Genomic DNA, 16,577 nt, shown 5'->3' with positions numbered 1-16,577 from the left:
GCCAAGAACGAATACGAAAAAATCCTCGAATCGGCAGTCGGGTTCAATAGCGGCCCTCCGTCGGACATTTTTTACTTCATTCACTTCGCGAACTTGGCGCCTTTGCGCCTTGGCGTGAGGGCTGACGAGATTGCTGAGCACCCGCACGCTAGCGAAAGCGCTCCTGCTCGGCCAGCAGGCGCAGCCAGGCTTCGTGGCGGAAGGCGGGCAGGGTGCCGGACTCGACCGCTTTGCGGACGGCGCAGCCGGGTTCGGAGCGGTGGCGGCAGTCGCGAAACTTGCAGCGGTTCGCGTGTTCGGCCAATTCGGGAAATCCCCGCTGCAGCGTTTCGGCATCCATCTGCCACAGCCCGAACTCCCAGACCCCGGGTGTATCGATCAGCCATGCGTTTTCGCCCCGGCGGTGAACGGTGGCCGTGGTCGTCGTGTGCGTACCCTTGCCCGTGACCCGCGACAGGGCGCCGGTCTGCGCGTCGAGGTCGGGGACGAGTGCGTTGAGCAGCGAGGACTTGCCCACGCCAGACTGTCCGGCCAGCAGGCTCGTTCCGGACTTGATCCGTTCGGCGAGGGCATCGACATCCGGGGTCGGCAGGCAGCGGGTCAGGGTGAGCGGATAGCCGAGAGCCTTGAACCCCTCGAGTTCGGTAAACGGCGCCTGTTGCGGCAGCGGCAGGTCGGCCTTGTTGACCACGATCAGCGGCTCGATGGCATGAATGGCACAGGCGGCCAGGTAGCGGTGCAGCAGGTCGCGGCTGGGCGCCGGCTCGGGTGCGATGACGATGATCGCGCGGTCGAGATTGGCCGCGATCGGGCGGAAACGGCCCCGTCCATCGCCGCGTCCGAAACGGTTTTGGCGATCATGCACTGCCGTCAGGGTGCCGTGGGCGTCGAGCTCGACCCAGTCACCGGGCAGGGGGCGTTCGAAGCGCCGGGGAAAGTGAACGGGTTGCAGTTCGCCGGCGGCGTTCATGGCGACACCGTGATTGGCATGGGCCTGGATCAGGCGGCTGCTCACGAGGCCGGGTCCGGCTGGTATAGTGCTGCCCCTGAACGCAGTCCGGGCCGAGAGCGATGAACGAGAGCAACCTGATCTGGATCGATCTTGAAATGACCGGGCTGGATCCGGCCAGCGACACCATTATCGAAATCGCCACGCTCGTGACCGACGCTCAGCTCATTGAGGTCGCGGTCGGACCGGAACTGGCGATCGCCACGCCGCGCGAAGTGCTCGAGGGCATGGACGAGTGGAACACTCGGACCCACACCGAATCGGGCCTGGTCCGTCGTTGCCTCGAATCGGGTATCGACCTGGCCGAGGCCGAGCGCCGAACGATCGCCTTTCTCGAGCAATACGTACCGGCCGGCAAATCCCCCATGTGCGGCAATTCCATCTGCCAGGATCGGCGTTTCATGGCTCGCCTGATGCCCACTCTCGAAGCCTACTTTCACTACCGCAATCTCGATGTCAGCACAGTCAAGGAACTGGCCCGCCGCTGGGCCCCGAAGGTGGCCGAGGGCCATTCCAAGGATTCCAGCCACCAGGCGTTGGAGGATATCAGGGATTCGATCGAGGAGCTTCGCTACTACCGGCGGTTCATGGGGGAGTTGGCAGGTCACTAATGTTGGCTGGTTAGCTTGTTTGCTGGTTGGCTGGTTCGGTGCAGGCTGGGTTGCCGGGCGGCTTCGCCGCGATTGCAGTGTCGCCACTTCATTATTCGGCGGCCCGTCGGCTTGTCTCCAAGATCTCGCGGTGAAACCGCCCTCCAAATCTTTCGGCTGCCGAACCAGCTAACCAGCCAACCAGCTAACCAATTAACCTTGGTGATTAGCCAACTTGCGCCAGGTATCCACGACCGTATCCGGATTGAGTGACATGCTCTCGATCCCCTGGTCCATCAGCCATTCGGCCAGGTCGGGATAGTCGGACGGGCCCTGTCCGCAGATGCCGATGTACTTGCCCTGCTTGCGACAGGCCTCGATGGCCATGGCGAGCATCGCCTTGACCGCCGGGTCGCGTTCGTCGAAACGGTGGGCGACCAGGCCGGAGTCGCGGTCCAGGCCCAGGGTCAGCTGGGTCATGTCGTTGGAGCCGATCGAGAAGCCGTCGAAGTGTTCCAGGAAGGCCTCGGCGCTGAGCGCATTGGACGGCAGCTCGCACATCATGATGATCTTCAAGCCGTTCTCGCCGCGCTTGAGCCCGAACTTGTCCATGACGGCAACGACGTCGCGGGCTTCGCCGACCGTGCGCACGAACGGCACCATGGCCCAGACATGATCCAGACCCATTTCCTCGCGCACTTTCTTCATCGCCCGGCACTCGAGCTCGAACGCCGGCTGGAAGGTCTCGTCGACGTAGCGTGAGGCGCCGCGCCAGCCGATCATCGGATTTTCTTCGTCCGGTTCGTAGCGCTCGCCGCCGATCAGGTTGGCGTATTCATTGCTCTTGAAATCCGACAGGCGCACGATCACCGGGTGGGGGCCGAAAGGTGCGGCGATGGTGGCGATGCCCTCGGCCAGTTTGTCGATGTAGAAGCTCACCGGGTCGTCGTAGCCGGCGGTGCGCCGATCGATCTCGGCCTTGACCTCGTCGCTCTGGCCCGCGTAGTCGAGCAGGGCGAGCGGGTGGATGCCGATCATGCGGTTGATGATGAACTCCAGGCGCGCCAGGCCGATGCCGTGATTCGGGATCAGGGCGAAGTCGAAGGCCCGGTCCGGGTTGGCGACGTTCATCATGATCTTCAAGGGGGCTTCGGGCATGTCGTCGAGCGAATCCTCGCTGACGCTGAACTCGAGCAGGCCGTCATAAATGCGGCCGGTATCGCCCTCACTGCAGGCAACGGTAACTTCCGCCGCGTGCGGAACGCGATCAGTGGCATCACCGCAGCCGACCACGGCCGGAATGCCGAGCTCGCGCGCGATGATGGCGGCGTGGCAGGTCCGCCCGCCACGGTTGGTGACAATGGCCGCTGCGCGCTTCATTACCGGCTCCCAGTCGGGATCGGTCATGTCGGTGATCAGCACATCACCTTCTTCGACCTCGTGGATTTCATCGAGCGACTCGATCACGCGTGCCTTGCCCTGGCCGATGCGCTGACCGATGGCGCGTCCCTCGGCGAGCACCGAGCCGGTGGATTCGAGGCGGAAGCGTTCCATCGACTGGCCGGATCGACTCTTGACCGTTTCCGGACGCGCCTGGAGGATGAAGAGTTCACCGGTTTCGCCGTCCTTGCCCCATTCGATGTCCATCGGCCGGCCGTAGTGGTCCTCGATGGTCAGCGCCATGTTCGCCAGGTCGGTGGCCTCGGCATCGGAAATCGAGAATTTCTGACGTTCGGCCTCGGGCGTGTCCTCGGTATGAACACCGCCGCCATCGCCGCTGCCGTAAACCATGCGCGACGCCTTGGTGCCAAGCGTGCGGCGGAGCACGGCTGGTTTGCCATCTCGCAGGTTGGGTTTGAACAGGTAGAACTCGTCCGGGTTGACCGCGCCCTGGACGACCGATTCGCCCAGGCCGTAGCTGGAGGTGATGAACACCACGTTGCGGTAGCCGGACTCCGTATCGAGGGTGAACAGCACGCCGGCTGCTCCGGCGCCGGCCCGCACCATCAGCTGGATGCCGGCCGACAGCGCCACATCGGCATGAGCAAAGCCCTGGTGGACGCGGTAGGCAATGGCCCGGTCGTTGTAGAGACTGGCGAAAACGGCACGGATCTTTTCCAGCACCGTGTCGATGCCGCAGACATTGAGAAAGGTTTCCTGCTGGCCGGCAAAGGAGGCGTCGGGCAGGTCTTCGGCGGTGGCCGATGAACGTACCGCTACGGCCAGGTCGGCTCCGTAATGTTCCTGCATCCTGGCATAGGCTTCGCGGATAGCCTGCTCGAGCTTGTCCGGCAGGGGTGTGTCCATGATCCACTGCCGGATCTCACTGCCGGTTTTCGCCAGGGCCCGGGTGTCGTCGGCGTCGAGTGCTTCCAGCGCCTTGTCGATTCGTCCGGCCAGCCCCGACTGCTCGAGAAACTCGCGAAATGCATCAGCCGTGGTCGCGAACCCGCCGGGTACGTTGACCCCGAGATCCTTCAGATGGGCGATCATTTCCCCCAGCGAGGCGTTCTTGCCACCGACCTTTTCCAGGTCGCCCATACCAAGTTCGTCGAGCCAAAGGATATACTCGGACACTGAAACTCCAAACGCAGCAATAATGGAACAGCTGCTCATTGTAACCGGCTAATACTCATGGGAAGAACGGCATTTTTTGTTTCCGACGGCACCGCGATCACTGCCGAGACCTTCGGTCATACTCTGATGACGCAGTTCTCCGGCGTGGAGTTCCGGCAGGTTCGCCTGCCCTTTGTCGATACGCCGAGCAAGGCGCGTGACGCGGTTTCGCTGATCGATCGGGCGGCCGAGGCCGACGAGGGAAAGCAGCCGGTGGTGTTCAGCACCATCGTCGATCCGGACGTCAGTGAGATCCTGGTACAGGCGAACTGCCACCTTTTCGATCTGTTTGGCACCTTCGTGCCGCAACTCGAAGATTCCCTTGGAGTGGAACGCTCGCCGCGGATTGGCCAGGCTCATGGCATGGGCGACACGCAGGGTTACGAGGACCGCATGGAGGCGACCAATTACGCCCTGACCCATGACGACGGTATTTCGAAACGCCTCGACGCCGCCGAGGTCATCCTGGTTGGAGTGTCGCGTTCCGGCAAGACGCCGACCTGTCTCTACATGGCGCTGCATTTCGGCATCAAGGCGGCCAACTACCCGCTGACCGAGGAAGATCTCGAGCAGTCGCGCCTGCCGGCCTTCCTGCGCGAGCACAAGCACAAGCTGTTCGGCCTGAGCATCGACCCCGAGCGTTTGGCGCAGATCCGCGAAAACCGCCGGCCGGGCAGCCGCTATGCCTCGCTCAAGCAGTGCCGCTACGAGGTGGAGGCAGCCGAAGCCATGCTGCGCGTCGAAGGTGTGCCGACGCTCTCGTCCACCGCTTCCTCGATCGAGGAGCTTGCCAGCCGCATCCTGCTCGAGTTGGGCCTGCAGCGTGAAATGCGCTGAAATCAAGGGCATATGAGTGATTGGCGTGCGCAGGGCTGGCGGTTTTGGCCGGCGCCTGATATGCTCGCCCGCCATGCTTACGACGACCCGTCAAATCCAGCCCTCGAGCCGAATTCTGGCACGGCGGCTGCCGGAGCTGCACAGCGCGCTTTATCGCGCGCTCAATGTGTTGCTGCCGGATGCCCTGGCCGAATGCGACCACCTGGTCTCGCGGGTGGGCGACGGCCCGGAGCTGTATCTCGAGGTCATCGAGCGTCACCCGTATACGACTTTCGCGCGCCTGTCCTACATCATCGGCGCGGAGCGTTCCCACAACCCCAATGCGCACGTGCGCATCTACCACGATGCTGCCATGGCCGAGGCGACGGCATTCAGCCCGCAGCAGGGTATACAGCGCTTCGCCGGGCCCGAGCTGGCGATCAACGGCCTGGTTGCGCGTAGCTGGCGGCTCAACCGGGCGTTGCTGAAGTGGGTCGACTACCTGATTGCCCAGGGCCACGGTGCCGATACCATGCGACCGAGCGGCGATTCCACGGCGCCCGCGGCGGCAGTCACTCCCGAGGCCTGAAAACCCTCTTCCGGGCAGATTTTTCTGGTTCGACTGCCGCGCTTGGTTTAGAATAGCCATCCGGAAACCGGACCGCTGGTTCGGTACTCGACAAGCGGGCCATGCAGGCCCGCTTTGTGTACCCGGAGGACCTAATGAAGGCAATTCTGGCGCTGGAAGACGGTACGACGTTTTCCGGGCGGGGCATCGGCGCGCCGGGCACGCGCGTCGGTGAAGTCGTCTTCAACACGGCCATGACCGGATATCAGGAAATCCTGACCGACCCCAGCTATGCCGGTCAGCTGGTCACCCTGACGGCATCGCATGTCGGCAACACCGGCGTCAATCCCCAGGATCTGGAATCGTCGCGCATTCATGCCGCCGGCCTGATCGTTCGTCACTATCCCCGTCGCCACAGCAACTGGCGGTCGTCCCAGGCGCTGTCGGACTGGATGGCCGACCAGGACAGTTCCGGAATCGCCGGCATCGACACCCGCTCCCTGACCATTCGCCTGCGCGATGTCGGCGCCCTCAACGGCTGTTTGATGGTGGGCGATACCGTCGATGCCGACGAGGCCGTGGCGCGGGCACGCGACTGCGAAGCAATGACCGGCCGCGATCTGGCCTCGCAGGTGACCGTGGCGCAGGCCTACGACTGGCGCGAGGGCAGTTGGGATCTCGACGCGGGTGTTTTTCGGCAGGGCGAGGGTCGCTTCCACGTGGTGTGCCTGGACTTCGGCGTCAAGCGCAACATCCTGCGCCTGATGGTCGACGCCGGCTGTCGCGTCACCGTCGTGCCGGCCCGCACCGGCGTGGACGAAGTGCTGGCCCTCGAGCCGGACGGCGTCATGCTCTCCAACGGACCGGGCGATCCCGAGCCCTGCGGCTACGCCATCGAAACCATTCGCGGCCTGCTCGAGAAGAACCTGCCGGTCTTTGGCATCTGCCTGGGTCATCAGCTCCTGGCCCTGGCGGCCGGAGCGAAGACTACCAAGATGAAGTTCGGTCACCACGGCGCCAATCACCCGGTCAAGGATCTCGCCAGCGGCCAGGTAATGATCACCAGCCAGAATCACGGTTTTGCGGTCGACGAGAACAGCCTGCCCGAGCATGTCGTGCCCACGCACCGCTCCCTGTTCGACGGCAGCCTGCAGGGCATCCGCATCGAAGGCAAGCCGGCCATGAGCTTCCAGGGTCATCCGGAAGCCAGTCCGGGGCCGCACGATTTGCGGCTGCTTTTCCTCAGCTTTGTGGAATCAATGGAAACCGCAGATGAACGCAGATGAACGCAGATCTGAACACAATTTCAGAGCGGATCATCGGGTGCGTTTATACGGTGAGCAATGCCTTGGGAAGCGGTTTCCTGGAATCGGTCTACGAGCGTGCTTTGGCGATCGAGCTGGGCCGGCAAAGACTGGATTATCGCCGTCAGGCGAGCGTTTCTGTCCATTACGACGGCCACGTGGTCGGTTCTTTCGTGACCGACTTCATCGTGGAAGATTGCGTAATCGTGGAGCTGAAAGCGGTCAGTGGCATCCTTCCAGAACATCAGGCGCAATTGCTCAACTATTTGCGTTGCGGGAGTTTTCAGTTGGGGTTGCTCGTGAACTTTGGGCGCCCCAAAGTGCAGATAAAGCGAATGGTTCATCAATTGTGATCTTCAATCCGCGTTCATCCGCGTTCATCTGCGGTTAGATATCCATGCCCAAGAGAACCGACATCAAATCCATCCTCATCATCGGCGCCGGGCCGATCGTGATCGGGCAGGCTTGTGAGTTCGACTACTCGGGCGTGCAGGCGGTCAAGGCGTTGCGGGAAGAGGGCTATAAAGTCATCCTGGTCAATTCCAACCCGGCGACCATCATGACCGACCCCGAGATCGCCGATGTGGTCTACATCGAGCCGATCCGCTGGGACGTCGTGCGCGACATCATCGAGAAGGAGCGGCCCGACGCCCTGTTGCCGACCATGGGCGGGCAGACGGCGCTCAACTGCGCGCTCGATCTCGATCGCGAAGGCGTTCTCGAGGAGTTTGGCGTGGAGATGATCGGCGCCTCCAAGAAAGCCATCGACATGGCCGAGGACCGCGAGGAATTCCGCGATGCGATGCGTGATATCGGTCTGGAATCGCCCGAGGCCGAGATCGCGCGTACGCTGGATCAGGCGATCGAGATCCAGAAGCGGCTCGGTTTCCCCATCATCGTCCGGCCCTCGTTCACCATGGGTGGATCGGGTGGCGGCATTGCCTACAACCGCGAAGAGTTCGTACAGATCGTCGAGCACGGCCTGGACCTTTCGCCGACCAACGAAGTGTTGCTCGACGAGTCCCTGCTGGGTTGGAAGGAGTTCGAGCTCGAGGTGGTTCGTGACAAGGCCGACAACTGCATCATTATCTGTTCGATCGAGAACCTCGATCCGATGGGCGTGCATACCGGCGACTCGATAACGGTCGCACCGGCGCTGACCCTGACCGACAAGGAGTACCAGGTACTCAGGAACGCAGCCATCGCCGTGCTGAGAAAAATCGGTGTCGACACCGGTGGTTCGAACGTGCAGTTCGCGGTCGATCCCGAAAGTGGTCGAGTCGTGGTCATCGAGATGAATCCGCGCGTGTCGCGTTCATCGGCATTGGCCTCGAAGGCGACCGGCTTTCCGATTGCCAAGGTCGCGGCCAAGCTGGCAGTCGGCTACACCCTCGATGAACTGGAAAACGAGATTACCGGGGGTGCAACGCCGGCTTCCTTCGAGCCGACCATCGATTATGTGGTCACCAAGATACCGCGCTTCGCCTTCGAGAAATTCCCGGCGGCCAACGATCGTCTGACGACGCAGATGAAATCCGTCGGCGAGGCAATGGCCATCGGGCGGACGTTTCAGGAGTCCCTGCAGAAGGCATTGCGCAGCCTCGAAACCGGCCTGAGCGGGCTCGATCCGATCGAGTTCGAGGGTGAGGATATCGACGAATACACCCTGATTCGGCGCGAACTTCGTGAAGCCGGTCCGCAGCGTTTGTTGTACGTCGCCGAAGCCTTCCGTCGCGGCCTCGAGTTCGACGAAATTCATCGCCTGACCCGCATCGATCCCTGGTTTCTCGATCAGATCGCCGAATTGATAGAAGTCGAGCAAGTGCTGCTCGACGAGGGTGTGGCCGCGCTTGACGCTGAACGCTTGCTCGAGATCAAGCGCTACGGGTTTGCGGATGCCCGCATCGCCGACCTGGCCGGAATGAGCGAGCGCTCGGTGCGCGGGCTGCGCCGCAAGCTCGGGATCGCGCCGGCTTACCACCGTGTTGATACATGCGCGGCGGAGTTCGCCACGACCACCGCCTACATGTATTCCACCTGGGGCGAGCAGTCCGAAGCCCGACCTTCCGACAAGCGCAAGATCATGGTGCTCGGCGGCGGTCCCAATCGCATTGGTCAGGGGATCGAGTTCGATTACTGCTGCGTGCATGCAGCACTGGCCATGCGCGATCTCGGCTACGAGACGATCATGGTCAACTGCAACCCCGAAACGGTCTCGACCGACTACGACACGTCCGACCGACTCTACTTCGAGCCACTAACGCTCGAGGACGTGCTTTCGATCGTCGATGTCGAGCAGCCCGAGGGCATCATCATCCAGTTCGGAGGGCAGACGCCATTGAAGCTGGCGCGCGATCTGGAAGCTGCCGGCGCACCGATCATCGGCACCACGCCCGACTGCATCGACCTGGCCGAGGATCGGCAGCGCTTCCAGGACCTGCTCAATCGCCTCGGCCTGATGCAGCCGCCCAACCGGACTGCGCGCGATCCCGAAGAAGCGCTGGTGCTGGCGCGCGAAGTCGGTTACCCGCTGGTGGTCCGGCCGAGCTATGTGCTCGGCGGACGCGCCATGGATATCGTGCACGGCGAGGACGAACTTCGGCGCTACATGAGTGAAGCGGTCAAGGTTTCCAACGACTCTCCGGTTTTGCTCGATCATTTCCTCGATCACGCCATCGAGGTCGATGTCGACGCCGTCTGTGATGGCGAGCGGGTGATCATCGGCGGGGTGATGGAGCATATCGAGCAGGCCGGCGTGCATTCCGGCGATTCCTCGTGCAGCCTGCCACCGTTCTCGCTGAATGAACGGACGGTCGAGGCGATCCGCGAACAGACGCGGCAGATGGCCCTGGCGCTCAAGGTCGTAGGACTGATGAATGTGCAGTTTGCCGTGCGCGGCGAGGACATCTTCGTGCTCGAGGTCAATCCGCGCGCCTCGCGCACCGTGCCATTCGTTTCGAAGGCCACGGGCGTGGCTCTGGCCCAGGTGGCAGCCCGATGCATGGTCGGTAAAACACTTTTAGAACAAAACATTACGGAGGATCTTTCGAGTCCTTTCTACTCGATCAAGGAGCCGGTGTTTCCGTTCATCAAGTTCCAGGGCGTCGATCCGATTCTCAGCCCGGAGATGCGTTCGACCGGCGAGGCCATGGGCGTGGGCCGTTCCTTCGGATCGGCGGTGGCGCGGGCCCAGCAGGGCGTGGGTATCAACGTCAAGTTTTCAGGCAAGGTCTTCTTGAGCGTGCGTGATGCCGACAAGGACGGACTGTTGCCGGTGGCGCGCGAGTTACTCGAACGCGGATTCGAACTGGTGGCCACCCAGGGCACCTGGAAATACCTGGTTGAAAATGGCATCGACTGTGACTACGTCAACAAGGTGATACAGGGCCGACCGCATATCGTCGACCTGATCAAGAACGACGAGATCGATTACATCGTCAACACTACCGAGGGGCGCCAGGCCATTGCCGATTCGTTCTCGATCCGGCGCGAAGCCTTGCAGCGCAAGGTCAACTACTCGACTACGATTGCCGGTGCACGGGCCACGCTCAGGGCGATGGACCACTGGCACGAGCGTGGAGTCCGCAGCCTCTCGGAGCTGCATCAGACGAATTCCTGAGGAGAGAAGATGAGCCAGACGCCATTGACAAAAGCAGGCGCGGAGCGCCTGCGTGCCGAGCTCGACCGCCTCAAGAAAAAGGACCGGCCAGCGGTGATCGAGGCGATTGCCGAGGCGCGCGCCCACGGCGATCTCAAGGAAAACGCCGAGTACCATGCCGCGCGTGAGCAACAGGGTTTCATCGAGGCTCGTATTCGCGACCTGGAAGCGACCCTGGGCAACTCGCGCATCATCGACGTGGCTTCGCTCAATGCCGGAAGCAAGGTGGTCTTCGGGGCGACCGTCGTGCTGATGGAAGAGCGAGACGAGGCCGAGGAAGTGACCTGGCAGATCGTCGGTGACCTGGAAGCCGATTCCACCCAGGGTCGGCTTGCCATTTCGGCGCCGCTGGCGCGTGCCCTGATCGGAAACGAGGAAGGGGATGTGGTTGAATTCCGGGCGCCCAACGGCATGCGAAGTTATGAAATCGTCGAGGTGCGCTACGACTCCTGAGCGGCTGCTGATCGTATACGTTCCGGAGCTGGCCGCGCTGCTTCGGGAAGCTGGCTCCGTGCCACCCCTGATCCGGGCCTTGGTCTCGAAATCACCTGCGCGGCATCTCGACGAAGCCTCCCTTCCGCTGGCCGAATTGCTGGTCGATCGTCCGGTTGCGGCCGCCGCGCTGACGCGCCGGATCGACTTTCCCGACGATCACACCGGTATCTGGCTTCGGGCCGACCCGGTCGGACTGGTGCCGGACCTGGCGGCGGTCTGGCTTCAGACCGATCATGAATTTCCGCCCGGCGACTGGACCGATCCCCTGATCGAGCTGTTCCGAGACGAAGGCCTGCAATGGGAGCTGAGTGCTTCCGGCCGGGGCTATCTGCGGCTCGAAGCCGTGCCGGACTGTCGATTTCGGCCGCCCTGGCAGCTTGCCGGTGAGAGCCTGGAGCATGTCTATCCCCAAGGCGGCGAGGCGCAGCGCTGGCTGCGATTGCTGACCGAATCCCAGGTGCTGCTGCAGCAATGCCGGCAGCACGCCGACCATCCTGATCAGATTCCCGGGAGCCTGTGGTTCTGGGGTGCGGGTCATCTGCCGCCGTTCGACGAGGTCCGGTCGCGAGTCAATCGCCTGAGCTCCGGCGATCCGGCCGCGCAGGGCCTGGCCGACTGGCTCGCCCTCGAGCACTTGCCGGAGGAATCGCTTGCAACGCCGCAGCCGGGCACAGTGCACCAGTGGTCGGGCGACCTGACCGAGTCGGCCGATACCAATCTGCAGCGGCTGCTGCAGTTCCTGCGCCCGGTCTGGCGACAATTGCGCACCGGTCGCATCCGTTGTCTCGAACTGGCCGACCGCCGTTCGGTGCGTCGATTTCGACCGGTTGATGCCTGGCAGGTGTGGCGATGATCCGACGGGTGCGCATTCGCCGACGTCGCGGTCTTGAGCAGACTCTGCCGGGTGTGCATCCGGTGGTCGGCCGTGTGCTCGCCGCACGCGGCGCCGAGGCGCCACCCGATTACTCCCTCGGACGACTGCTTCCGCCCGCCATGGGCGGCCTGGAAGCGGCCTGCAATTGCCTCGAACAAGCGATTGAACGCCAGGCCCGTATCGTCGTGGTGGGGGATTTCGATGCCGACGGCGCGACCGGCACCGCGCTGGCCGTCAAGGGTCTGCACGCCATGGGTGCCAACGATGTGCATTGGCGTGTGCCCGACCGGTTCCGTCATGGCTACGGTCTGGGTATCGACCTGGTCGATGAGTTGAAACCGCTCGAGCCGGACGTGGTCGTCACCGTCGACCAGGGTGTGAGCTCGATCGCCGGGGTCACCCGGGCGCGCGAGGCAGGCATGCAGGTGATTGTCACCGATCACCACCTGCCCGGCGAGCGCCTGCCGCCGGCCGATGCCATCGTCAATCCCAACCTGCGCGGCGAGACTTTCGGCTCGAAGGCGCTGGCCGGCGTGGGCGTGATGTTCTACCTGCTGATGGCCCTGCGCGCCCGATTGCGTGAACGGGGGCGATTCGGCCCGGGCGGGGAGCCGCGCCTGGATCACTGGCTGGACCTGGTGGCCCTGGGCACCGTGGCCGACCTGGTGCCGCTGGATGAAAACAATCGCTGCCTGGTCCAGCAGGGGCTGTTGCGCATTCGTGCCGGACGCTGCCTGCCGGGTATCCGCGCCTTGCTTGAAGTGGCCGGCCGCAATCTCCGGTATGTCGATGCCGCCGACATGGGGTTTGCCGCAGGCCCCCGGCTCAATGCGGCCGGTCGCCTGGAAGACATGAGCGTCGGCATTCGCTGCCTGCTGGCCGAGAGCGAAGCCGAGGCGACCGGATTGGCCGAGCAGCTCGACGCCCTCAATCGCCAGCGCCAGACCTTGCAGGCCGACATGCAGGAGGCCGCCGAGGAGCAGGCCCGCGCGCTGAGCGAGACCGTCGACGGCGACCTCCCGGGGCTGTGCGTGTTCGATGCCGACTGGCACCAGGGTGTCGTCGGCCTGGTCGCCGGGCGCCTGGTCGAGCGCCTGCAGCGACCGGTAATCGCCTTTGCCCCGGCCGAGGCCGGCGGCAGCGAGCTCAAGGGTTCGGGGCGCAGCCCGGCGGGCGTGCACATGCGCGACCTGCTGGTCGATATCGACGCCGCGCATCCGGGCCTGATCGATCGCTTCGGTGGACATGCGCGGGCCGCCGGTCTGTCGCTGGCCGGCGAGCGTCTCGAAGCCTTTCGCGAGGCCTTTCACGAACAGCTGGCCGGGCGCGTGTTCGAACCGGACATGGTCGAGACCGACGGCAGCCTGGCCGCGGATGAGCTGTCATTGGAGACTGCTGGCGCGCTGGCCGACGCTGGGCCCTGGGGTCAGGCCTGGCCCGAACCCTTGTTCGACGGTCGCTTCCGGGTGCTGGAGCGGCGTGTGGTCGGTACGAGCCATCTCAAGCTCAGGTTGCAGTCCGAAAGCGGCGGCAACGTGCTCGATGCGATTGCATTCGGTGCCGGAAAGCTCTGCCATCAGGAACTGCCCGAACCGCTCGAAGTCGTCTACAGCCTGGAAGTCAACCGCTGGCAGGGGCGGGTGATCCCGCAGATGAGGATCCGCTACCTGGTGGAGTCACTCGAAGGCTGATGCGGCGTTACAATAGCCCGCTTTACTCAATGCGTTTCCAACCTCCAAGGAAAAGGCCACATGGAACTGACTGCGATCAAGCATCTTCGAGACGACCTGGAGCGCCGTGTGCGGGCGCTGAGGGGGTATCTTTGACTACGATGGCAAAGTAGAACGTCTCGAAGAGGTTACCCGCGAACTCGAGGATCCGTCCGTCTGGGACAATCCCGAGCATGCCCAGAAGCTGGGCAAGGAACGCTCCGACCTGGATCGCTCGGTCACTGCTCAAAGCGGCGTGATCGAAGGTGTGCGCGACGCCGGTGAGTTGCTGGAGCTGGCCCAGGAAGAAGATGACGAGGACACGCTCGAGAGCGTGGCCGAGGACCTGCAGCGCCTGGAAAAGCAGGTGGCCGAGCTGGAATTCCAGCGCATGTTTTCAGGCGAGATGGACAACCGCCCCTGTTTCGTCGATATCCAGGCCGGCTCTGGCGGGACCGAGGCGCAGGACTGGGCCGAGATGCTGCTCAGGATGTATCTTCGCTGGGCCGAGAATCGTGGCTGGAAAGCCGAGTTGATCGAAGTCTCTGAGGGCGATGTGGCCGGCATCAAGAGCGCCACGGTGCGCATCGAGGGCGACTATGCTTTCGGTTGGTGCAAGACCGAAACGGGCGTGCATCGCCTGGTGCGCAAGTCACCGTTCGATTCCGGTAATCGGCGTCACACTTCGTTTGCCAGCGTGTTCGTCTCACCCGAGATCGACGAGGATATCGAAATCGACGTCGATCCCTCGGACTTGCGCATCGATGTGTACCGGGCCTCCGGTGCCGGCGGTCAGCACGTCAACACCACCGAATCGGCGGTGCGCATCACCCACGAGCCCACCGGCATCGTGGTGCAATGCCAGAACGACCGCTCGCAACACAAGAACCGCGACCAGGCCATGAAGCAGCTGCGAGCCAAGCTCTATGAGTTCGAGCTGCAAAAGCAGCGTGAGAAGGCGCAAAGCACCGAAGATGAAAAGGCCGACATCGGCTGGGGCAGCCAGATTCGCAACTACGTGCTCGATCAGTCGCGCATCAAGGACCTTCGCACCGGTGTGGAACGCAGCGACACGCAGAAGGTGCTCGACGGCGACCTCGACGAATTCGCCGCTGCACAGTTGCAAGCAGGATTGGAGTGAGTGAAACCGCAGATTTCGCAGATTGACGCAGATTAATTGAAGAAGTGTTTTTCGGAGTGGCGCGTGCTGGATGATTGATGCCGAAGCACGTACTTATGTGAGATCAAGTTGCTTTTTAATCTGCGCTAATCTGCGAAATCTGCGGTTCCAACAAACCGGAAATTAGATGACTGAAGAGAACCAGAACCAGACACCCGAGGTCGACGAGAACCGCCTGATCGCCGAGCGGCGCGAAAAGCTGCATGCCTTGCGTGAGCAGGGTGAGGCCTATCCGAATGACTTCCGGGTGACGATCGAGGCGGCTGATCTGCTCGAGCGTTTCGGTGATGCCGAACGATGGGATCAGGCGGCACTCGAACAGCACGATGAATCCTACAGCCTGGCCGGGCGTATCCTGTCGCGACGGATCATGGGCAAGGCCAGTTTCGTGCATATCCAGGATGGCTCCGGTGCGCGCATCCAGCTCTACCTCAGACGCGACGATCTGCCCGAGGGCGTCTACCAGGCCTTCAAGCAATGGGATATCGGCGACATCGTTGGCGTCACCGGCCGGTTGATGCGCACGCGTACCGGTGAGCTCAGCGTTCATGCCAGCGAGCTGGCGCTGCTGACCAAGTCACTCAGGCCGCTGCCGGAGAAATGGCACGGTTTGAGCGATCAGGAAACGCGCTACCGCCAGCGCTATGTCGACCTGATCGTCAATCCGGAAGTGCGCGATACCTTTGTGCGCCGGACCCTGGTGATCCGTGCCATCCGGCATTTCTTTGACGATCACGGTTTTCTCGAAGTCGAGACGCCGATGATGCATCACATCCCCGGCGGTGCCACGGCCCGGCCCTTCGTGACGCATCACAATGCCCTCGACCTCGATCTCTACCTGCGCGTGGCGCCGGAGCTGCACCTCAAGCGACTGCTGGTCGGCGGCCTGGAGAAGGTCTACGAGATCAATCGCAATTTCCGCAACGAGGGCGTATCGACGCGGCACAATCCCGAGTTCACCATGCTCGAGTTCTACTGGGCGCATGCCGATTACAACGACCTCATCGCCCTGACGCAGGAACTGCTCAACGGCCTGGTGACGGCCTTGCCGGGCATGGCCGACGGCCGGGTCGAATATCAGGGCGAGACGATCGACTTCAGCGGCGAGTTCGATCGCATCACCGTGGCCGAGGCGGTTGTGGCGCATTACGACGAGTTGAGCGCGGCCGATATCAAAAGCGCCGACAAACTGCGGTCAGTGTGCGAGGCCAACGACTTTCACGTCGAGGAAGCCTGGGGCTGGGGCCGGCTGCTGATGGAATTGTTCGAGCATCGCATCGAGCACACCCTTGTCCAGCCGACCTTCGTTACCCAGTACCCGATCGAAGTCTCGCCCTTGTCGCGCCGCAACGACGACGACCCCGACTTCGCCGACCGTTTTGAGCTGATCGTTGCCGGGCGCGAAATCGCCAATGGCTTTTCCGAACTCAACGATCCCGAGGACCAGGCCGAGCGTTTCCAGGCCCAGGTCGAGGCGCGCGACGCCGGCGATGCCGAGGCGATGCACTTTGACCACGACTACATCCGGGCGCTGGAGTACGGCATGCCGCCAGCGGCGGGCGAGGGCATCGGCATCGACCGCCTGGTGATGCTGCTGACCGATTCGCCCTCGATTCGCGACGTCCTGCTCTTTCCCTACCTGCGGCCGGAAAGTGATCTTTGATCGGCCGTCGACGGGGCCGTGGATAATGCGAGCCAGACTCGCAATGGATGTCATGCCATGGTCGCCTTCGGAGACGCAAAACACGTCGGCTTGAT

General features: G+C 63.0%; 13 protein-coding genes. 11 read left to right on the top strand and 2 right to left on the bottom strand.

Annotated elements, in window-relative coordinates:
- Positions 1–148: 148 nt before the first annotated feature.
- Positions 149–1,015: a ribosome small subunit-dependent GTPase A gene (gene rsgA, locus G4Y73_RS07810; protein ID WP_164230990.1), complete on the bottom strand. Its 867-nt coding sequence runs from the start codon at positions 1,013–1,015 to the stop codon at positions 149–151.
- Between the two features lie 56 nt (positions 1,016–1,071).
- On the opposite strand from rsgA, the gene orn reads away from it, so the two are divergent.
- Positions 1,072–1,620 carry an oligoribonuclease gene (gene orn / locus G4Y73_RS07805; RefSeq protein WP_164230989.1) on the top strand — a complete coding sequence of 183 codons (549 nt, stop codon included), beginning with the start codon at positions 1,072–1,074 and terminating at the stop codon, positions 1,618–1,620.
- Between the two features lie 192 nt (positions 1,621–1,812).
- Here the strand turns inward: orn and ppsA are convergent, their stop codons facing one another.
- Positions 1,813–4,176: a phosphoenolpyruvate synthase gene (gene ppsA, locus G4Y73_RS07800; protein ID WP_164230988.1), complete on the bottom strand. Its 2,364-nt coding sequence runs from the start codon at positions 4,174–4,176 to the stop codon at positions 1,813–1,815.
- Positions 4,177–4,233: 57 nt separating this feature from the next.
- Here ppsA and G4Y73_RS07795 point away from each other — a divergent pair, with 57 nt between their 5' ends.
- The 10 genes from G4Y73_RS07795 (at position 4,234) to lysS (ending at position 16,482) form a co-directional block, all read left to right on the top strand.
- Positions 4,234–5,052 (top strand): pyruvate, water dikinase regulatory protein, encoded by an 819-nt coding sequence (locus G4Y73_RS07795; protein WP_164230987.1) that lies wholly within the window; start codon positions 4,234–4,236, stop codon positions 5,050–5,052.
- A 73-nt stretch (positions 5,053–5,125) separates the two neighbouring features.
- Entirely contained in the window at positions 5,126–5,620 is a 495-nt protein-coding gene (locus G4Y73_RS07790) for a DUF1249 domain-containing protein (RefSeq protein ID WP_164230986.1), read from the top strand.
- A gap of 134 nt (positions 5,621–5,754) precedes the next feature.
- Complete coding sequence (gene carA / locus G4Y73_RS07785; RefSeq protein WP_164230985.1) at positions 5,755–6,885, top strand: glutamine-hydrolyzing carbamoyl-phosphate synthase small subunit; 1,131 nt, start codon at positions 5,755–5,757, stop codon at positions 6,883–6,885.
- Complete coding sequence (locus tag G4Y73_RS07780; RefSeq protein WP_164230984.1) at positions 6,882–7,256, top strand: GxxExxY protein; 375 nt, start codon at positions 6,882–6,884, stop codon at positions 7,254–7,256. Before carA ends, G4Y73_RS07780 begins: the two co-directional genes overlap by 4 nt.
- Before the next feature lie 44 nt (positions 7,257–7,300).
- Positions 7,301–10,522, top strand: coding sequence for a carbamoyl-phosphate synthase large subunit (gene carB, locus G4Y73_RS07775; RefSeq protein WP_164230983.1), 3,222 nt, complete (start codon positions 7,301–7,303; stop codon positions 10,520–10,522).
- Positions 10,523–10,531: 9 nt separating this feature from the next.
- Positions 10,532–11,014 carry a transcription elongation factor GreA gene (gene greA, locus G4Y73_RS07770; RefSeq protein WP_164230982.1) on the top strand — a complete coding sequence of 161 codons (483 nt, stop codon included), beginning with the start codon at positions 10,532–10,534 and terminating at the stop codon, positions 11,012–11,014.
- 58 nt (positions 11,015–11,072) lie between these two features.
- Entirely contained in the window at positions 11,073–11,909 is an 837-nt protein-coding gene (locus G4Y73_RS07765) for a hypothetical protein (protein WP_164230981.1), read from the top strand.
- A complete protein-coding gene (gene recJ / locus G4Y73_RS07760; protein ID WP_164230980.1) occupies positions 11,906–13,621 on the top strand; it encodes a single-stranded-DNA-specific exonuclease RecJ in 1,716 nt (571 codons plus the stop codon). The genes G4Y73_RS07765 and recJ overlap by 4 nt, the downstream gene beginning before the upstream one ends.
- 60 nt (positions 13,622–13,681) lie before the next feature.
- A protein-coding gene (gene prfB, locus G4Y73_RS07755) for a peptide chain release factor 2 (RefSeq protein WP_164230979.1) occupies positions 13,682–14,780 on the top strand; the annotation gives its coding sequence in 2 pieces (ribosomal slippage) (positions 13,682–13,753 and positions 13,755–14,780; 1,098 coding nt in all).
- Positions 14,781–14,946: 166 nt separating this feature from the next.
- Positions 14,947–16,482, top strand: a complete 1,536-nt coding sequence (lysS, locus tag G4Y73_RS07750) for a lysine--tRNA ligase (RefSeq protein WP_164230978.1) — start codon at positions 14,947–14,949, stop codon at positions 16,480–16,482.
- Positions 16,483–16,577: the final 95 nt, after the last annotated feature.

Origin of the sequence: Wenzhouxiangella sp. XN201 (genome assembly GCF_011008905.1) — a bacterium.
Classification (GTDB): Bacteria; Pseudomonadota; Gammaproteobacteria; order Xanthomonadales; family Wenzhouxiangellaceae; genus Wenzhouxiangella.
The sequence above is the reverse complement of the archived record's forward strand: the minus strand, read 5'-3'. Positions and strand labels throughout refer to the sequence as shown.

What these genes read in the sequence shown, in the direction of transcription:
- orn (WP_164230989.1), top strand. Translation starts at nt 1,072, where the DNA reads ATGAACGAGAGCAACCTGATCTGGATCGATCTTGAAATGACCGGGCTG.
- G4Y73_RS07795 (WP_164230987.1), top strand. Translation starts at nt 4,234, where the DNA reads ATGGGAAGAACGGCATTTTTTGTTTCCGACGGCACCGCGATCACTGCC.
- G4Y73_RS07790 (WP_164230986.1), top strand. Translation starts at nt 5,126, where the DNA reads ATGCTTACGACGACCCGTCAAATCCAGCCCTCGAGCCGAATTCTGGCA.
- carA (WP_164230985.1), top strand. Translation starts at nt 5,755, where the DNA reads ATGAAGGCAATTCTGGCGCTGGAAGACGGTACGACGTTTTCCGGGCGG.
- G4Y73_RS07780 (WP_164230984.1), top strand. Translation starts at nt 6,882, where the DNA reads ATGAACGCAGATCTGAACACAATTTCAGAGCGGATCATCGGGTGCGTT.
- carB (WP_164230983.1), top strand. Translation starts at nt 7,301, where the DNA reads ATGCCCAAGAGAACCGACATCAAATCCATCCTCATCATCGGCGCCGGG.
- greA (WP_164230982.1), top strand. Translation starts at nt 10,532, where the DNA reads ATGAGCCAGACGCCATTGACAAAAGCAGGCGCGGAGCGCCTGCGTGCC.
- recJ (WP_164230980.1), top strand. Translation starts at nt 11,906, where the DNA reads ATGATCCGACGGGTGCGCATTCGCCGACGTCGCGGTCTTGAGCAGACT.
- lysS (WP_164230978.1), top strand. Translation starts at nt 14,947, where the DNA reads ATGACTGAAGAGAACCAGAACCAGACACCCGAGGTCGACGAGAACCGC.